This is a genomic window from Microbispora sp. CSR-4 (genome assembly GCF_008033685.1).
GTDB lineage: Bacteria > Actinomycetota > Actinomycetes > Streptosporangiales > Streptosporangiaceae > Microbispora.
This window is the reverse complement of record NZ_VJVX01000038.1, coordinates 1-17,241: the sequence shown is the minus strand read 5'-3', so window position 1 is coordinate 17,241 and position 17,241 is coordinate 1. Positions and strand designations below refer to the sequence as shown.

Sequence of the window (17,241 nt, the reverse complement as noted above, 5' to 3'; positions counted from 1 at the left end):
CTTCCAATGAACCGTAGCGGTCTTGTGGCGGGGCCCGCCGCTCGGATAGAAACGGCTCACCTCGAGTAGGAAAGTTTCCGACCTACTCGGGCCGGGACGCGAGGTGAAGCGTGAGCGGCGACTATCTGGCCGGGCCGCAGGGCCTGCTCTGGTCGATCAACGCCCGCGCGGTGCTCGACGTCATCGACCGTGAGGGGCCGCTGGGCCGGCCGGAGATCACCAGGGCCACCGGCCTGTCCAAGACCACCGTCGCCCAGGCGCTGCGCGAGCTCATCGCCCGCGGGGCCGTGGAGGAGGCGGGCGCCGACACCACGCGTCGCGGGCCCGCCGCGACCCTCTATCGGATCGCGCCCCGCTGCGCGCTCGCGCTCGGCGTCGACATCGGTCACCTGCGCATCCGCGCCGTCCTCGTGGACGCGATGGGGGAGACGCTCGCCCAGGCGGAGACCCGGGCGCCACGCCGCAGGGTGGCCGACACGGCGGCGGCGGTGGCCGCGCTCGCCGCCGAGTGCGCCGGACATGCCGGGACCGAGCCGGGCGCCATCGGCCAGGCCGTCGTCGGCGTCCCCGCGATCGTGGCGGGCGACGGCCACACCGTCAGGCGGGCGGACGGGCTGCCGCAGGGGGGCCGCGGCCTGGCCGAGGCGATCGAGAGCCACCTGCCCGTGCCCCTGCTGCTGGAGAACGACGTCAACCTCGCCGCCGTCGCCGAGCAGCGGTTCGGCGCGTGCGCCGACGTCGCCGACTTCGTCCTGCTCGGCGTCGGTGTCGGCATCGGCGCGGGGATCGTGCTGGGCGGCCGGCTGCACCGGGGCTTCGCCGGGGGAGCGGGCGAGGTCGCGTTCCTGCCCCACCCCGCGACCGAGCCCGGCACCGAGGTGCTCGGCGCGCGCCGCATCGCCGAACAGGCCAGGCAGGCCGGCATCGAGGGCAGCCCGTCCCCGCGCGAGATCTTCGAGAGCGCCAGGGGCGGCGACGAGAGGGCGCTCGCCGTGGTCGATGCGACCGCCCGCAGGATCGCCCACGTCGCGGCGTCCGTCGCCCTCGTGATCGAGCCGGAGCTGTTCGTGCTCGGCGGCGCGTTCGGCGCCAGCGCCGACCTGCTGCTCGGCCGCATCCGCCGCCATCTGGCGAGGGACGCCGCGCCGCTCCCGATCAGGATCATCGCGAGCGGCGTCCAAGGGGACGCGGTGCTGCGCGGCGCGTCCTGGCTCGCCCGCCATCGCGCGCGCGAACGCGCCTTCGCCGCCGTCGTGGGCGGCCGCACGACATGACCACCGGAGGGCCGTACGGCACGGACCCCGCCGGGTCAGGGAAAGGGAACATCACGTGAACCTCGCGAGACGGCTCGGCGCCGGGCCGGACGACCGGCTGCTGATCGTGAACGCCGACGACTACGGCATGTGCCGGGCGGCCAACACCGGAATCACCTCACTGCTCGCGGCGGGCGCGATCAGCTCGGCGACCGTCATGACGCCGTGCCCGTGGGCCCCCGACGCGGTCCGTACGGCCGTCGCGGGCGGCTACGACGTGGGCGTCCATCTGACGTTCACCAGCGAGTGGGAGGGATACCGCTGGGGGCCGGTGACCCGCGACCGCGCGGTGTCCTCGCTCGTGGACGAGGCCGGTTATTTCCCCGCCGACTCGCGCACGGTGGAGGAGCGGGCCGACCCCGAGGAGGTCGGCGCGGAGATCGACGCGCAGATCCGCAGGGCCGTCGCCCTCGGTCTCGACCCGTCGCACGCCGACAACCACATGGGCAGCCTGTACGGCCTGGAGACCGGCCGTGACTTCCTCGACGTCGTCTTCAAGGCGTGCGCGGAGCACGGCCTGCCGTTCCGGCTGCCCAGGACGCTCGACGGCATGGGCCTGCCGGCGGAGCTGGAGCCGTTCGCGCAGGCGAGGGCGGAGGCCGCGGACGCGGCGGGCGTGGTGATCCTCGACCGGCTGTGGACGCTGCCCTTCGAGCTGGCCGAAGGGGAGACGTACGAGAGCGTCAGAAGCGACATGATCGGGCTGATCCGGGCGCTGCGGCCCGGCGTGACCGAGATCTACATCCATCCGTTCGTTGATGACGGCGAGCTCCGGCAGATCATGCCGCAGCACGCCAAACGCGGCATGGAGCTGCGGCTGTTCACCGATCCGGAGGTCCGCCGCGCCATCGCGGAAGAGGGCGTCCGCCTCATCGGCTGGTCGGACCTGCGCACGGCCCAGAGGGCCCGATGAAGCGCCGCCCGGAGGGCCGGATGAAGCGCCGTCAGGAGGGCCCCGGCTCCGCGGGCCCGGTGGAGCCCGGCCCGGCAAGCGCGGTGACGCACGGTCCGGGGGAGCCCGGCTCGGTGAGCCCGGTGCGGCGCGGGCAGATGCTGGCCTATGGTTCGGGAAACCTGTCCGTCAACCTGCTCAGCCAGGCGTTCGCGACCTTCGCCACCTTCTACTACGTCGACCACCTGGGCGTCGACCCGTCGCTCATCGGCGTCGCCATGGTGATCCACGGCATCGTCAACGCGGTGCTCAACCCGCTCGTGGGGCACCTGTCCGACCGGACCCGCACGCGCTGGGGCAGGCGGGTGCCGTACATCGCGATCGGCATGGTGCCGCTGGCCGCGGCCTTCACCATGATCTGGATCCCGCTCGTGGACGGCGGGACCGCGCGGTTCTGGTACTTCCTGGTCGTCGTCCTCGTCTACGACGTGCTGTTCGTCGTCGTGGTGCTGAACTACGTGTCGCTGTTCCCCGAGATGTTCACGACCATCGCCGAGCGTGCCGCCGCCGCGTCGTGGCGGCAGATGTTCGCCATCGTCGGCATGATCGTCGGCGTCGCCGCCGCGCCCCTGCTGTACGGCGCGATCGGGTGGGCGGCCATGGGCGTGTCCTTCGGCGTCGTGGCGCTGGCCTTCTTCGCGGTGTCGCTGCGCGGATCGGCCGAGCGGGTGCACGCGGAGCGCGAGCGCTTCGGGTTCCTCGCCGCGCTCCGCTACACGCTCGCCAACCGCGCGTTCGTCACGTACGTCACGGGCAGCTTCCTGCTGCAGCTCACCTTCGCCCTGCTGCAGGCGGGGATCCCGTTCTTCACCAAGTACGCCCTCGGCGAGGCCGACTCCGCCAACAGCGTCATCCTGGGCGCGGTGTTCGTCGTCGCGATCCCGATGGTCTACGTGTGGAGCCGCGTCACCACGCGGATCGGGCCGCGCCGCGCCGTCCTCGTCGCGATCGTCGTGTACGGCGCGGCACAGGTGCCGTTCCTGCTCGTCGGGAACCTCGCCCTGACGGCGGTGACCGGGGCCGCGATCGGCGTCGGGATCGCGGGCATGCTGGTGCTCCTTGAGATCCTGCTCGCCGAGGTGATCGACGACGACGAGCGCAGGACGGGCACCCGTCGCGAGGGGATGTACTTCGGCATGAACGGGTTCATCGTCCGCTGGGCGGTGTCCCTCCAGGCCGTGGTCATCACCGTCGTGCTGGCACGGTCGAACTACCACAACGGGGCCGCGGTGCAGCCGCCCTCCGTCGAGACCGGCGTCCGGCTGATGATGGGCGCGGTGCCCCTGGTGGTGCTGGCGCTGGCCTTCGGCTGCTTCCTCCTCTATCCGCTGCGCTCGGGTGTCCGCCCGCGCGACGAGAGCGCCCCCGCCCCGGTGGCGCACTGACCGGCACCGGCGGCGCCGTCAGCGTCGGCAACGCCCCCTGCGACGGCAACGCCCCCTGCGACGGCAACGCCCCCTGCGACGGCAACGCCCCCTGCGACGGCAACGCCCCCTGCGACGGCAACGCCCCCTGCGACGGCAACGCCCCCTGCGACGGCACCGTCGCGGCCGGCGGCACGACGACGTCCGGGTGCGTCGCCAACGGGGACGGCGCGGCCACACCCGGCGGCGTAAGCTGATCCAACCCCTGATCCAGCCTCCTGATCCCGCCGGCGAGACCCGCGCACTCCGCCACACCCTCCGCCACACCCCCGGGAGCTCCTCGATGACAGACCCTCGCATGCGCGCCTTCCGTGACCGTGTCGGCGGACTGGCGTACGGCGGGGACTACAACCCCGAGCAGTGGGACCCGAGTGTGTGGCGGGAGGACGTCCGGCTCATGCGCGAGGCGGGGGTCAACATCGTCTCGCTCGGCGTCTTCGCGTGGGCCTCGCTCGAACCCGAGCCGGGCAAGTACGAATTCGGCTGGCTCGACGAGGTCATGGACCTGCTGCACGACAACGGCATCGCGGTCAACCTGGCCACCCCCACCGCCGCGCCGCCGGCCTGGCTGTCGCAGCGGCATCCCGAGGTGCTCCCGGTCATGGCCGACGGCGAGCGGTTCGGCTTCGGCAACCGTCTGCACTACGACCCCTCGTCGCCGGTCTACCGGGAGTACGCGGCGAACATCACCACTCGTCTGGCCGAGCGCTACTCCTTCCACCCGGCCTTGGCGATGTGGCACATCAGCAACGAGTACGGCCCCACGGCGTACAACGAGGCCGCCTCGGCCGGGTTCCGCCGCTGGCTCCAGCGCAGGTACGGCGACCTGGCGACCCTCAACGAGGCGTGGACCACCCGCTTCTGGGGGCAGGTCTACACCGACTGGGAGCAGGTCGATGCGCCGGGCGTCCCGCGCACCTGGATGAACCCCAGCCGCATCCTGGACTTCAAGCGCTTCACCTCCGACGCCCTGCTCGAATGCTTCGTCGCCGAGCGCGACATCGTCCGCTCCTTCCGCGACGACATCCCGGTCGTCACCAACTTCATGCGCTTCTACCGGCACGCCGACTACTGGCGCTGGGCCCCGGAGGAGGACGCGGCGGCCCTGGACATCTACCCCGACCCCGCCGACCCGGATGCGCACGTGTCGGCGGCCTTCCAGTTCGACCTGTTCCGGTCGCTCAAGGGCGGGCGGCCGTGGCTGCTGATGGAGCAGGCGGCGAGCGCGGTCAGCCAGTGGAGGCTCAACGTGGTCAAGGAGCCCGGCCGGATGCGGCTCGGCTCGCTCCAGGCGGTCTCGCGCGGGGCCGACTCGGTCATGTTCTTCCAGTGGCGCGCCAGTCGCGGCGGGCACGAGCGCTTCCACTCCGCGATGCTGCCGCACTCCGGACCGGACTCGCGCACGTTCCGCGAGGTCACCGCGCTCGGCCGGGAGGTCGGGCGGCTCGCGCCCGTGGCGGGGACGACCACGCGGGCCGAGGTCGCCGTGCTGTTCGACTGGAACGGCTGGTGGGGGCTGGAGGAGGTGTGGGGCCTGCCCCGCAACGACTTCAGCTACGTGGACACCGTCATGCGGCACTACCGGCCGCTGTGGGAGCACCACTACGCGGTCGACGTCGTGTCCACCCGGAGCGACCTGTCGTCATACAAGGTGCTGGTCGTGCCCAACGCGTACCTGATGGACGACGAGGGCGTCGCGGCCGTCACCGAGTTCGCCCGGAGCGGCGGCACCGTCGTCATGTCGTTCTTCTCGGGCGTGGTGGACGCGTGCAACCGCGTCCGCCCGGACGGCTACCCGGGCGCGTTCCGCCGCCTCATCGGCGCGAAGATCGACGAATACTGGCCCGCGCGCCCCGGCGAACGGTTCACCGTCGACTTCGCCGACGGACGTACGGCGACGGCCGACTGGTGGCGCGAGGACATCCACCTGGAGGGCGGCACGGCGCTGGCGACGTACGCCGACGGGCTGCTCAGGGGACGCGCCGCGGTCGTCGCCAACGACTTCGGCGCCGGCCGGGTCGTCTACTTCGCCACCCTCCTGGAGCAGGACGCCTTCGACCGGGTGCTGCTCGGCGAGCTGAGGGCGGCGGGCGTGGAGAACCGCTTCGACGGCCTGCCCGCCCACCTGGAGTGCGCGGTCCGCGAGGACGACCGGCACGAATACCTCTTCCTGCTCAACCACGACGCGCAGGCGTCCGTCGCCGTCCCGGTGGACGGCGACGGCACCGACCTGCTCACCGGCCTCCCGGCGTCGGGGGAGGTCACCGTGCCTCCCCTCGGAGCGGTGGTCATGCGCCGGGCGCGGCGGCCCTGACCCCGGCCCGGCTCCCCGGCGGCGCGGTGCTCTCGCGGACCACGAGCTCGTTCGCGAGGTCGATCCGGCTCGTGGCCGGCTCCACGCCGCGGGCCAGGTCGAGCAGCATCTGGGTGGCGACCGTCGCCATGTCGCGCAGCGGCTGGCCCACGGTGGTCAGGGCGGGCTCGACCCAGCCGGCGACGGGCACGTTGTCGTAGCCGACCACCGACAGGTCCCCGGGGACGTCGAGGCCGAGCCGCCGGGCCGCGCGCAGGACGCCGAGGGCCTGCAGGTCCGACCCGGCGAAGATCGCGGTCGGCCGGTCGGGGCGCGACAGCAGGTCCATCGCGTGCTCATATCCGGCGTCGACGTAGAAGTTGCCATACCTGACGAGGTCGGGGTCGATGGTGAGCCCCGCCTCGTCGTGGGCGACCCGGAAGCCGGCGACCCGGGCCCTGCTGCACATCACGTCCTTCGGGCCGGAGATGACCGCGATGCGGCGGTGGCCCAGCTCCAGCAGATGACGGGTGGCGAGCAGGCCGCCGTCCCAGTTGTTCGAGCCGACCACGGGCACGGACTCGGCGATCTCACCGTCGGTGTCGACGACGACGAACGGGCCCTGCGCCCGCCGCAGCTTCCGCTGCTGCGACTGGGACGGCCGGGACATGACGAACAGCACGCCGAGAGGCCGATGGTCGAGCACGCCGTCCAGCCACTCATCCGGTGGCAGGTGCGCCCCGTTGAGCTGGGACAGGACGACCTCGATCCGCGTGGCGGCGGCGACGGCGTCGACGCCTTGGATGATCTCCATCGACCACATGGAGTTCAACTCGTGGAAGACGAGGTCGATCTGCCCCTTGAGCGTGCGCCGCTTCGAACGGCGGCGGTACTGGTGCCGCGCGAGGCCGGCCTCGACGCGTTCCCGGGTGTCGGGCGCGACGTCGGGCCGGCCGTTGAGGACCTTGGAGACCGTGGTCACCGAGACGCCGAGCTCTTCGGCGATGGACGCGATCGTGGCAGGGCGTGGATCGCGGGCGGGGGAGGCGCTGGTCATCTGTCCGCTCGTCGTTTATCCGAAAGTTTCGCGAAACTCTACCACCGGAAGGCGCTGGGATACACCGAGATCCAGGCGGCATTGGGGGTGGTATGGGCAGAATCCCGAGGATTGACTGCCCTCTTGACGCACCCATGCCCGGGTCCTATATTTCCGCAATATTAATGGCAACTTTCGAAACTTTCGGTTCGCGCTGCCATGCCGCTTTTCGGGGCGGGGTGCGCGAAGCCGCCCCAATCGGCGGCCGCACGCGCCGCCGTGGATCCGTTCCGATGGCATCGGAGGCACGGGATGAGTACCACCAGGGCGATCGACGCGTCGCCGGACACCGGGGATCGCCGGCGGGCGAGGCCCGATCCCGCCCGTGCGCGGCGCCCGCCGCGCCGCACCTGGCGCCAGGCGTTACGCCGTGATTGGCAGCTCTACTCGCTGGCGATCCTTCCGCTGCTGTTCTTCGTGATCTTCCGGTATCTGCCGATGATCGGGAACGTCATCGCCTTCCGGAAGTTCCAGCCCGGCGGCAGCGTGCTCGGCGAGGAATGGGTCGGCCTTCGCTACGTGAAGATGTTCCTGAACGACCCGTCGTTCTGGCAGGTGTTCACCAACACCGTGGTCATCGGCGCGCTGACCCTGCTGTTCTGCTTCCCCACGCCGATCGTGCTCGCCCTGCTGATCAACGAGCTGCGCGGCCGCAAGATCAAGCGCTTCGTCCAGTCGGTGTCCTACCTGCCGCACTTCCTGTCGATGGTGATCGTGGCCGGGCTGGTCATGGAGATGCTGTCGGTGGACGGCCCGGTCAACCAGCTCCTGCGCGCGGCCGGCAGCGAGCCCATCGCTTTCCTGCAGGAGGCGGGGTGGTTCCGGACGATCTACGTCTCCTCCGAGATGTGGCAGACGGTCGGCTGGGGGACGATCATCTACCTCGCCGCGCTCACGACCATCGACGAGCAGTTGTACGAGGCCGCCAGGATCGACGGCGCGAGCCGCTGGCGGCAGGTCTGGCACGTGACCCTCCCCGGCATCCGGCCGACCGCGATGACCCTGCTGATCCTCAACATCGGCACGTTCATGGCCGTGGGCTTCGAGAAGATCCTGCTGCTCTACAACCCGCTGACGTATCCCACCGCCGATGTGATCTCCACGTACCTCTACCGGATGGGCATCGTCTCCAACAGCTTCAGCTACGCCGCGGCGATCGGCCTGTTCGAGGCCGTGATCGGGCTGGCCCTGGTCATGTCGGCGAACCTGATCTCCCGGCGCACGGTGGGGACGAGCCTGTGGTAACCGTCGACAGGACCCGGGGCTACCGGGTGTTCCGGGTCGTGAACACGATCATCCTGACCGTGGTCGTGCTCGTCACCCTGTATCCGTTCGTCAACATCGTCGCCCGGTCGTTCAGCGACGAGTTCGCCATCCGGGCCGGCAAGGTCAACCTCGTTCCCGTCGGGTTCACCTTCCGTACGTACGAGTTCGTGGCCTCCGACCCCACGTTCTGGACCAACTACCGCAACACGGTGGTCTACACGGTCGTCGCCACGGCCATCGCGATGGTGATGACCACGTGCTACGCGTACGTGCTGTCGAAGAAGCACCTGAAGGGCCGCACGGTCCTCATCGGGATCGCGGTCTTCACGATGTTCTTCACCGGCGGGCTCATCCCCAACTACATCCTCATCTCCAGCCTCGGGCTGAAGGACAGCATCTGGGCCATCGTCCTGCCGAACGCGATCAGCGTCTTCAACCTCCTGGTGATGAAGGCGTTCTTCGAGGGCCTGCCGGTCGAGCTGGAGGAGGCCGCCGCGATCGACGGCATGAGCACCTACGGCATCCTGTTCCGGATCGTGCTGCCGCTGTCGAAGGCGGTCCTCGCGACGATGGTGCTGTTCTACGCCGTGTCGTTCTGGAACTCGTGGTTCGCGGCCTTCCTCTACATGAGCCAGAACGACCTGTTCCCAGTGACCGTCTACCTGCGCAACCTCATCGCCGGCGCCACCACGGGCACGTCCGTCGGCGCCGACGCCACCGACATGACCGTGGCCACCAACATCAAGTCCGTGACGATGGTGCTCACGGTCATCCCGATCCTGGTGGTCTACCCGTTCGTCCAGCGCTACTTCGTCAAGGGCGTCATGCTCGGCGCGGTGAAGGGATAACACGCCGGACCTCTCATTCCGCATTCACTCAGCCCGTTTCCCCAGCTCATTTCACCAGGGAGAGGACCCCCCTTTCATGTACGAGATCAACCGGCGTCAGGCGATGGTCGCCGTGGGAGCCTTCCTCGCTCTCGCCGCCTGCAGCACCGACGGCGACGGCGGCGACTCCGGCGGCGCCAAGCGGAGCGGTGACGACTTCGCGGCGAACCGGGACGGCGCGATGGCCGACTACGGCGTCGGCAAGACGTTCAAGGCCGCTGCCCCGCTCACGTTCAGCATCCTCTACAACAATCACCCGTTCTATCCGATCAAGAACGACTGGCTGTTCTGGTCGGAGCTGACCAAGCGCACCAACGTGACGCTGGAGCCGAACGTGGTGCCGCTGAGCGACTACGAGAACAAGCGCAGCCTGATGATCGGCGCGGGCGACGCTCCCCTGATCATCCCGAAGACCTACCCGGGCCAGGAGACCCCCTTCGTCGCCTCGGGCAGCGTCCTGCCGGTCAGCGACTATCTCGACCTGATGCCGAACTTCAAGGAGAAGGTCGCCAAGTGGAACCTGCAGGCCGACCTTGACACGCTCCGGCAGGCGGACGGCCGTTTCTACCTGCTCCCCGGTCTCCACGAGGACTACTGGACGGACTACACGCTCGTGGTGCGCAGCGACATCCTCGACAAGCTCGGGCTGGAGATCCCGCAGACCTGGGACGACGTGCACAACATGCTGAAGGCGATGAAGGCGGAGTATCCCGACTCCTATCCCTACTCGGACCGTTGGGGCATCCCCAAGCCGGGCGGCGCCATGCTGAACCAGGTCTTCGGTCTGGGCAGCGGCGCACGCGGCGGCTGGGGCTTCACGACCGGCATCACGTGGGACCCCAACGCGCAGAAGTTCGCCTTCACCGGCGCCATGGAGCAGTACAAGCAGATGCTGCAGTTCCTCCACACGCTGGTGGAGGAGAAGCTGCTCGACCCGGAGAGCTTCACGCAGCAGGACGACCAGGCGATCCAGAAGCTGGCGTCCGGCAAGTCCTTCGTGATCAGCGGCAACGCCCAGACGCTGGTGAACGAGTATCGCCCGCCCCTGAAGAAGGCCAACCCGAAGGCGAAGCTCATCAAGATCCCGGTGCCCATCGGGCCGCAGGGGCCGGTCAAGGCCGACGCCAACGACAGCCGGCTGGAGAACGGCATCATGATCTCCAAGAAGGCCCGCGACAGCAAGAACTTCGTCGCGATGATGCAGTTCATCGACTGGCTCTGGTACTCCGACGAGGGCCAGGTGTTCGCCAAGTGGGGCATCGAGGGGACCACCTACACCAAGGACGCCTCCGGCAAGTACCAGCTGGCGAAGGACGTCGACTTCGTCGGCCTCAACCCCGGCGCGCCCAAGCACCTGCAGAAGGACTTCGGCTTCTCCAACGGCGTGTTCGCCTACGGCGGCAGCACCGAACTGCTCCAGTCGACCTTCTCCGAGGAGGAGATCGAATGGCAGAAGACGATGAACGCCAGGCAGGCGCTGCCGCCGAAGCCGCCGAGCCCGCTCAACGACGAGGAGCGCGAGCAGGCCGCGCTGTGGCAGACCCCGCTGAAGGACCACGCCACCCAGAACACGCTCGAGTTCATCCTCGGCAAGCGGAGCTTCGACGAGTGGGACGCCTACGTCAAGGAACTCGAGGCGAAGAACATGACGTCCTACGTCAACCTCGTCAACAGCGCGTACGAGCGCTACAAGAAGGAGCACGGCTGACCGGCCCGTGCCGGCCGTGCCTGACCCACGGCCGGCACGTGTTTTCCGGAACGGCGAGCGAAGGACGATGATGCGCGACCCTGCCCCCGATGTCCCTGATGTCCACGAGATCCCGAGCAGGCTGCCGGACGCCTGGCGGTTCTGCGTCGGCACCGGACGCTTCGACCTGGCCCTGCGCCGGGACTACCAGGAATCTCTGGCGCTGGTGCAGCGGGAGATCGGCTTCCGGCACATCCGGGGGCACGGGTTGCTGAGCGACGGGGTGGGCGTCCATCGGCCGTACGAGCACGGCGGCCGGCGGCACGTGCGGCACGTGTTCACCTACGTCGACCAGGTGATCGACGCCTACCTCGGCCTCGGGATCGCGCCCTTCCTCGAACTGGGCTTCATGCCCTCCGGGCTCGCGTCCGGAGAGCAGACCGTGTTCTGGTGGCACGGCAACATCACCCCGCCCCGCGACTGGCACGAGTGGGCCGCGCTGGTGCGGGCCACGGTGACGCACCTCATCGACCGGTACGGGCTCGACCAGGTGCGCACCTGGCCGATCGAGGTGTGGAACGAGCCCAACCTCAAGGAGTTCTGGCTCGACGCCGACGAGGCGGCCTACCAGCGGCTCTACGAGGTGACCGTCAACACGATCAAGGACGTCGACGCCTCGCTCCAGGTGGGCGGGCCGGCCATCTCGCCCGGCTCCGACGACTGGCTGGTGCGCTTCGCCGACTTCGTCGTCGAACGGTCGCTGCCGATCGACTTCGTCAGCAGGCACGCCTACACTTCCGGCCCGGCGCGGCATGTGCCGTTCGGCGTGCACCAGACGCTGGGCCCGCCGTCGCGGCTGCTGGAGCAGTTCGCCCTGCCCCGGCAGCAGCTCAAGGGCGGCCCGCTGGCGGACCTGCCCGTGCACATCACCGAGTTCAACTCCTCCTACCGGCCCGACAACCCGATCCACGACACGGCCTTCAACGCCGCGTACCTCGCGCCGGTGCTGGCCACCGGGGGAGACCTGGCCGACTCCTTCTCCTACTGGACCTTCAGCGACGTGTTCGAGGAGGTGGGCGTGCCGGCGTCGCTGTTCCACGGCGGCTTCGGCCTGCTGACCCACCGCCAGATCAAGAAGCCGACCTATCACCTGTACGCCTTCATGGCCCGCATGGGCGAGGAGATCCTGGCCCGTGGCGAGGACCACCTGGTCACCCGCGACGACACCGGCCGGGTCACCGTGCTGGCCTGGGCGCCGGTGGACGTCACCGGAGGCCCGCCCGTCGACGGCCACCGCCTGCGGCTGTCGGTTCCGATCGGCTCCCCGTCCGGCTCCCCGGCGGGCTCGGCCTTCCTGCTGCGCTCGTCGGTGAGCGAGGAGAAGGGCAACGCCTGGCGGGCGTGGTGCGAGATGGGCCGCCCGGCCTCGCCCCGGCCCCGGCAGCTCGACGCGCTCAGGGAGGCGGCCGAGCCGGTCCGCACTCACCGCGGGCTGCCCATCGAGGACGGGCACGTCCACCTGGACGTCATCCTCGACCGCCACGAGGTCACCCTGCTGGAGATCACCCCGGTGATCGACGAGACCCCGCCCTGGGCGGCAGGGCAGGACCACCGCCGCCTGCTGGGCCTGGACGACCAGGGAGACCCCCGATGACCGAGACGACGATCCGGCGGTTCGGCCAGGGACCGCTCTCCCGTGTCTCCGCGCTGGTCTACACGCTGCTCACGGTCGAGTTCCTGATCGTGGCCACCACCCTGCCCGGCCTGGCCGGGCTCGTCCTGCTCGACCGCGACGCCGCCAACGTCCCGCTGGCCGTGGCGTGCGCGCTTCCGGCCGGTCCGGCGCTGTCCGCCGCACTGTACGCGCTGCACCGGCGGAGGCTGGACCTGGCCGACCTCCACCCGGCGTCCGCGTTCTGGCGCGGCTACCGGATGAACATCGGCGGCGTGCTGAAGCTGTACGTTCCGTGGCTGGCGGGGCTGACCGTCCTCGGGACGACGTTCGCCAACTTCGGCGCGGCGGGCGTGCCGGGCTGGTGGGCGGTCCTGCTCGCCGTCGTGGCGCTCGCGACGGCCCTGTGGGGCGCGAACGCGCTCGTGATCACGTCGCTGTTCGCGTTCCGCGCGAGGGACGTCGCCCGCCTGGCCGTCTACTTCCTGTTCTCCACGCCCCGCGTCGCGCTCGGCAACGCCTGCCTCGCCGTCGTCGCGGCCGGGGTCACGCTGGTCGCCACCGAGGCCGCGCTGACGCTGCTCGGCTCGGTGTTCGCGGCGGCGCTGCTGCTGAACAGCAGGCCGCTGATCGCCGAGGTCACGGAGAAGTTCACCGTTCAAGGCGCGACCGCTCAGGGCGATTCCCCGGAGGGGCCACGTGACGACTCCTGATCGCGTCCATCCCGCCTGGCTGCCGCCGGAGGCGTTCCGGGCGATCGGCTCGCGCCGCACGCTCGTGCTCGGCGACGGGCTCCTCGCCGAGACCGTGCACGACGAGGTGGCCCAGGCGTCCGCCCGGTACGGCGGAAGCGTCCGCCGGGCCGGTGACGGGCCGTACGACCTCGTGCTCGCGCTCACGACCGCCGAGGCCCTGCCGGGCGTCGCGGGCGTGGTCCGCCCCGATTCCGCGATCGGCGACGAGGGCTATGTGCTCGCCCGCAGGGACGGCGTCACCGTGGTGCTCGCCGACGAGCCCGCCGGGCTGCTCTACGGCCTGTTCCACGTCGTACGGCTCGGGGAGCGGGCGTTCGCGGGGGAGCGGCCGGCCGAGCATCACCGGCCGGCGGTGCGGCGGCGCATGCTCGACCACTGGGACAACGTCGACGTGCATCCCGTGATGGGCCAGGTCGAACGCGGCTACGCGGGCGGGTCCGTCTTCTGGCGCGACGGCGCCCCGCGCGGCGACCTGGCGCGGGTGCGCGCCTACGCCCGGCTGCTGGCCGCGTGCGGCATCAACGCGATCTCCGTGAACAACGTGAACGTGCACGCCACCGAGGCCCACCTGCTGACGGACCGGCTCGGCGACGTCGCCGCGCTCGCGGACGTGTTCCGGCCGTACGGGATCAGGGTGCACCTGTCGGTGAGCTTCGCCTCGCCGGTCGTCGTCGGAGGGTTGCCGACCTCCGACCCGCTGGACGAGGACGTGCGCAAGTGGTGGGCGGACGTCACCGGCCGGGTCTACGACACGATCCCCGACTTCGGCGGATATGTCGTGAAAGCAGATTCGGAGGGGCAGCCCGGCCCGTTCGCGTACGGGCGCGACCACGCCGACGGCGCGAACCTGCTGGCCGAGGCGCTGGCGCCGTACGGCGGGGTCGTGCACTGGCGGGCCTTCGTGTACAACCACCGGCAGGACTGGCGCGACCGCTCCACCGACCGGGCCCGCGCCGCGTACGACCACTTCGCGCCGCTCGACGGGCGGTTCCGCGACAACGTGATCCTCCAGGTGAAGCACGGCCCGATCGACTTCCAGCCGCGCGAACCGGTGTCGCCGGTCATCGCGGCCATGCCCGCCACCCGCGTGGCGGTGGAGCTCCAGGTGACGCAGGAGTACACCGGTCAGCAGCGGCACGTCTGCTATCTCGCGCCGATGTGGCGCGAGGTGCTCGGCTTCCGCCCCTGGGGCGCCGACGGCTCCGACGTGGCCGATCTCGTCGGCGGCGGCGACCTGGTGGCGGTCTCCAACGTCGGCGACGACCCCTACTGGACCGGCCACCCGCTCGCCCAGGCCAACCTGTACGCCTTCGGACGCCTGGCCTGGGAGCCGCGCCTGGACCCGGTGGCGATCCTCGACGAGTGGATCGACCTCACCTTCGTCCCGGCGGCGACGGGGGACACCGAGCGGCTGCGGCGCACGCTGCACGAGATCATGGACGACTCCTGGCGCACCTACGAGCGCTACACCGCCCCGCTGGGCGTCGGGTTCATGGTCCGTCCCGGCCACCACTACGGGCCCGACGTGGACGGATACGAGTACACGCCGTGGGGCACCTACCACTTCGCCGACCGCGACGGCGTCGGCGTCGACCGCACCCGCGCCACCGGCACCGGCTTCACCGGCCAGTATCCGCCGCCGTGGTCGGAGGTCTACGAGTCGCTCGCCGACTGTCCCGACGAGCTGCTGCTGTTCTTCCACCACGTCCCGTACGGGCACGTGCTGCGCAGCGGGTCGACGGTCATCCAGCACATCTACGACACCCATTTCGCGGGCGCCGAGCAGGCGGCCGAGGCCGGACGGCGATGGGAGGAGGCCGTGGGGTTGTTCGACCCGGCCCTGCACACCCGGGTGAAGGACCTCCTGGACGAGCAGGTCCGCTGCGCGGAGGAGTGGCGCGACCAGATCAACGCCTACTTCTTCCGCAAGTCGGGCGTCCCCGACGCGCACGGGCGGCGCATCCCATGACGGCGCCTGCCGCGGACGGGCACTCTGTTCCGGGCGGACATCGGGCTGTTCCGGGCGGACATCGGGCTGTTCCGGGCGGACACTGTGCTGTTCCGGGCGGACATTGGGCTGTTCCGGGCGGACACTGTGCTGTTCCGGGCGGACATCGGGCTGTTCCGGGCGGACACCGGGCTGTTCCGGGCGGACACTGGGTGCCCACCTGGACGGCGATGCCGCAGCTGACCGAGCCCGACAACATGCCGCCTCCGCCGTTCACCCGCAACGACTGTGTCCTCGCCGATGCCACGCTCCGGCAGACCGTACGGGTCTCGGTGGGCGGGCGGTGGATCCGCCTGCGGGTGTCGAACGCCTTCGGCGGCTCGGCGCTGCCTCTCACGAAGGTCACCGTGGCGCTGCCGGCCGGGGGACGGGCCGGGGTGAGCGCGGTCGAGCCGGGGACGGTGCGGCCGGTGACCTTCCGCGGGCGCGCGCCGGTGACGATCCCCGCAGGGGCGCAGGCGGTCTCCGACCCGCTGGAGATCGAGGTGGCACCCCGGTCGAACCTCGCCGTGACCGTCTATCTGGCCGAGGGCCAGCGCTCGGCGCACATCACCTCGCATCCGGGCTCGCGGACCACCTCCCACCTGCTGGCCGGAGACCACGCCGACGCCGCCGACCTGCCCGGCGCGACCCCGGTGGACCACTGGTACTTCCTCGGCGGCGTGGAGGTGTGGGCCGAGCCCTCGGTCGCCGCGGTGGCGGTGGTGGGCGACTCCCTGTCCGACGGCCGGGGCTCGACCACCAACGGCAACGACCGCTGGCCCGACCGGCTGCTCGACCGCCTGCTGACCCGGCACGGCATGGACGGCGTCGCGGTGCTCAACCAGGCGGCTGGCGGCAACCGGGTGCTCAACGACGGCCTCGGCCCCAACGCGCTGGCCCGGCTGGACCGTGACGTGCTCGCCCAGAGCGGCGTGGCGTGGCTGGTCCTGTTCGAGGGGGTCAACGACATCGGCACCGCCGAGGCGAGCCCGGCCGCGCAGAAGCAGGTGGCCGACGACCTCGTCTTCGCCTACGACCAGATCGTCACGCGGGCGCACGCACGGGGCATCCGCGTGTACGGCGCGACGCTGACGCCGTTCGGCGGCCACGACGGCTACGACGACGCGCAGGGCCGGCGTGAGCGGGCCCGGCGGGTGGTCAACGAGTGGATCCGCACCGGCGGCCGGTTCGACGCGGTGATCGACTTCGACCACGCCGTCCGCGACCCGGCCGATCCCCGCCGCCTGCTCGCGGCGTACGACGTGGGCGACCACCTGCACCTGAACCCGGCTGGATACCAGGCCCTCGCCGACTCCGTGCCCGCCGGCCTGTTCCGGTGGGAGCCGCCGCCACCCGGCTTCGGGTTCGCCTAGGGCGCGTATCGGGTTGTGATCAATTTGTGGGATTCGCCTGTCCGTCGTGGCCTGATCCGGTAGATCGGCGTGTGTGACGCGTGCGCAGCTGACGGATGAGGAATGGGAGTTCATCAAGCCATATCTCCCGATCGGCAGGTTCGGCCCGTACCCTGAGCGGCTGCGGCAGCAGTTCGAGGGGGTGATCTGGCGGTTCCGGACGGGTGGGCAGTGGCGGGAGATCCCGCAGGAGTTCGGAGCCTGGCAGACCGTTCACAACCGCTTCCGGCAGTGGAGGGATGCCGGCGTCTTCGAAGCCCTACTGGACGGGGCGATCGCGGAAGCCGCCAAACGCGGCGAGGTGGACTTATCCCTGGTCAGCGTGGACTCCACCACCGCTCGGGCGCACCACGACGCCGCCGGGATGCACCTTGACCCGGACGTGCTGGCCGCCCTGGAGAAGGCTGCCGAACAGGAGCGGGCCCGGCAAAAGGGGGCGACCGGGAAGGACAACAGGAGCAGGACGCCCGAAACGACGCCGAAGCAGAACAACG

The 17,241-nt window shown here is 70.6% G+C and carries 13 protein-coding genes; 12 read left to right on the top strand and 1 reads right to left on the bottom strand.

Annotated elements, in window-relative coordinates; all coding sequences use genetic code 11:
• Positions 1–110: 110 nt before the first annotated feature.
• From FLV34_RS25325 to FLV34_RS25310, 4 genes are all read left to right on the top strand, one after another.
• On the top strand, positions 111–1,274 hold the full coding sequence (locus FLV34_RS25325) for an ROK family transcriptional regulator (protein ID WP_147944267.1): 1,164 nt from the start codon (positions 111–113) through the stop codon (positions 1,272–1,274).
• A gap of 55 nt (positions 1,275–1,329) precedes the next feature.
• Positions 1,330–2,226 (top strand): polysaccharide deacetylase family protein, encoded by an 897-nt coding sequence (locus FLV34_RS25320; RefSeq protein ID WP_142649655.1) that lies wholly within the window; start codon positions 1,330–1,332, stop codon positions 2,224–2,226.
• 20 nt (positions 2,227–2,246) lie between these two features.
• Positions 2,247–3,650, top strand: a complete 1,404-nt coding sequence (locus tag FLV34_RS25315; protein ID WP_142649654.1) for an MFS transporter — start codon at positions 2,247–2,249, stop codon at positions 3,648–3,650.
• Between the two features lie 322 nt (positions 3,651–3,972).
• Positions 3,973–6,003 (top strand): beta-galactosidase, encoded by a 2,031-nt coding sequence (locus FLV34_RS25310; RefSeq protein WP_261985894.1) that lies wholly within the window; start codon positions 3,973–3,975, stop codon positions 6,001–6,003.
• On the opposite strand, the gene FLV34_RS25305 is transcribed toward FLV34_RS25310, so the two are convergent.
• On the bottom strand, positions 5,978–7,039 hold the full coding sequence (locus tag FLV34_RS25305; protein WP_147944266.1) for a LacI family DNA-binding transcriptional regulator: 1,062 nt from the start codon (positions 7,037–7,039) through the stop codon (positions 5,978–5,980). The two genes, FLV34_RS25310 and FLV34_RS25305, sit on opposite strands and share 26 nt — an antisense overlap.
• 291 nt (positions 7,040–7,330) lie before the next feature.
• Between FLV34_RS25305 and FLV34_RS25300 the strand changes: the two genes are divergently transcribed.
• The 8 genes from FLV34_RS25300 to FLV34_RS25265 form a co-directional block, all read left to right on the top strand.
• On the top strand, positions 7,331–8,323 hold the full coding sequence (locus tag FLV34_RS25300) for a sugar ABC transporter permease (protein WP_142649652.1): 993 nt from the start codon (positions 7,331–7,333) through the stop codon (positions 8,321–8,323).
• On the top strand, positions 8,317–9,192 hold the full coding sequence (locus FLV34_RS25295) for a carbohydrate ABC transporter permease (protein ID WP_142649651.1): 876 nt from the start codon (positions 8,317–8,319) through the stop codon (positions 9,190–9,192). The genes FLV34_RS25300 and FLV34_RS25295 overlap by 7 nt, the downstream gene beginning before the upstream one ends.
• Positions 9,193–9,268: 76 nt before the next feature.
• Positions 9,269–10,939 carry an extracellular solute-binding protein gene (locus tag FLV34_RS25290; RefSeq protein WP_147944265.1) on the top strand — a complete coding sequence of 557 codons (1,671 nt, stop codon included), beginning with the start codon at positions 9,269–9,271 and terminating at the stop codon, positions 10,937–10,939.
• Between the two features lie 67 nt (positions 10,940–11,006).
• Complete coding sequence (locus FLV34_RS25285; protein ID WP_222709617.1) at positions 11,007–12,572, top strand: hypothetical protein; 1,566 nt, start codon at positions 11,007–11,009, stop codon at positions 12,570–12,572.
• On the top strand, positions 12,569–13,303 hold the full coding sequence (locus FLV34_RS25280; RefSeq protein ID WP_147944264.1) for a hypothetical protein: 735 nt from the start codon (positions 12,569–12,571) through the stop codon (positions 13,301–13,303). Before FLV34_RS25285 ends, FLV34_RS25280 begins: the two co-directional genes overlap by 4 nt.
• Positions 13,290–15,314, top strand: coding sequence for an alpha-glucuronidase family glycosyl hydrolase (locus tag FLV34_RS25275; protein ID WP_261985893.1), 2,025 nt, complete (start codon positions 13,290–13,292; stop codon positions 15,312–15,314). Before FLV34_RS25280 ends, FLV34_RS25275 begins: the two co-directional genes overlap by 14 nt.
• Before the next feature lie 191 nt (positions 15,315–15,505).
• Positions 15,506–16,708 (top strand): SGNH/GDSL hydrolase family protein, encoded by a 1,203-nt coding sequence (locus FLV34_RS25270; RefSeq protein WP_261985892.1) that lies wholly within the window; start codon positions 15,506–15,508, stop codon positions 16,706–16,708.
• Between the two features lie 73 nt (positions 16,709–16,781).
• Positions 16,782–17,241: transposase (locus FLV34_RS25265; protein WP_261985891.1), on the top strand; the 460-nt coding region annotated here is incomplete at its 3' end.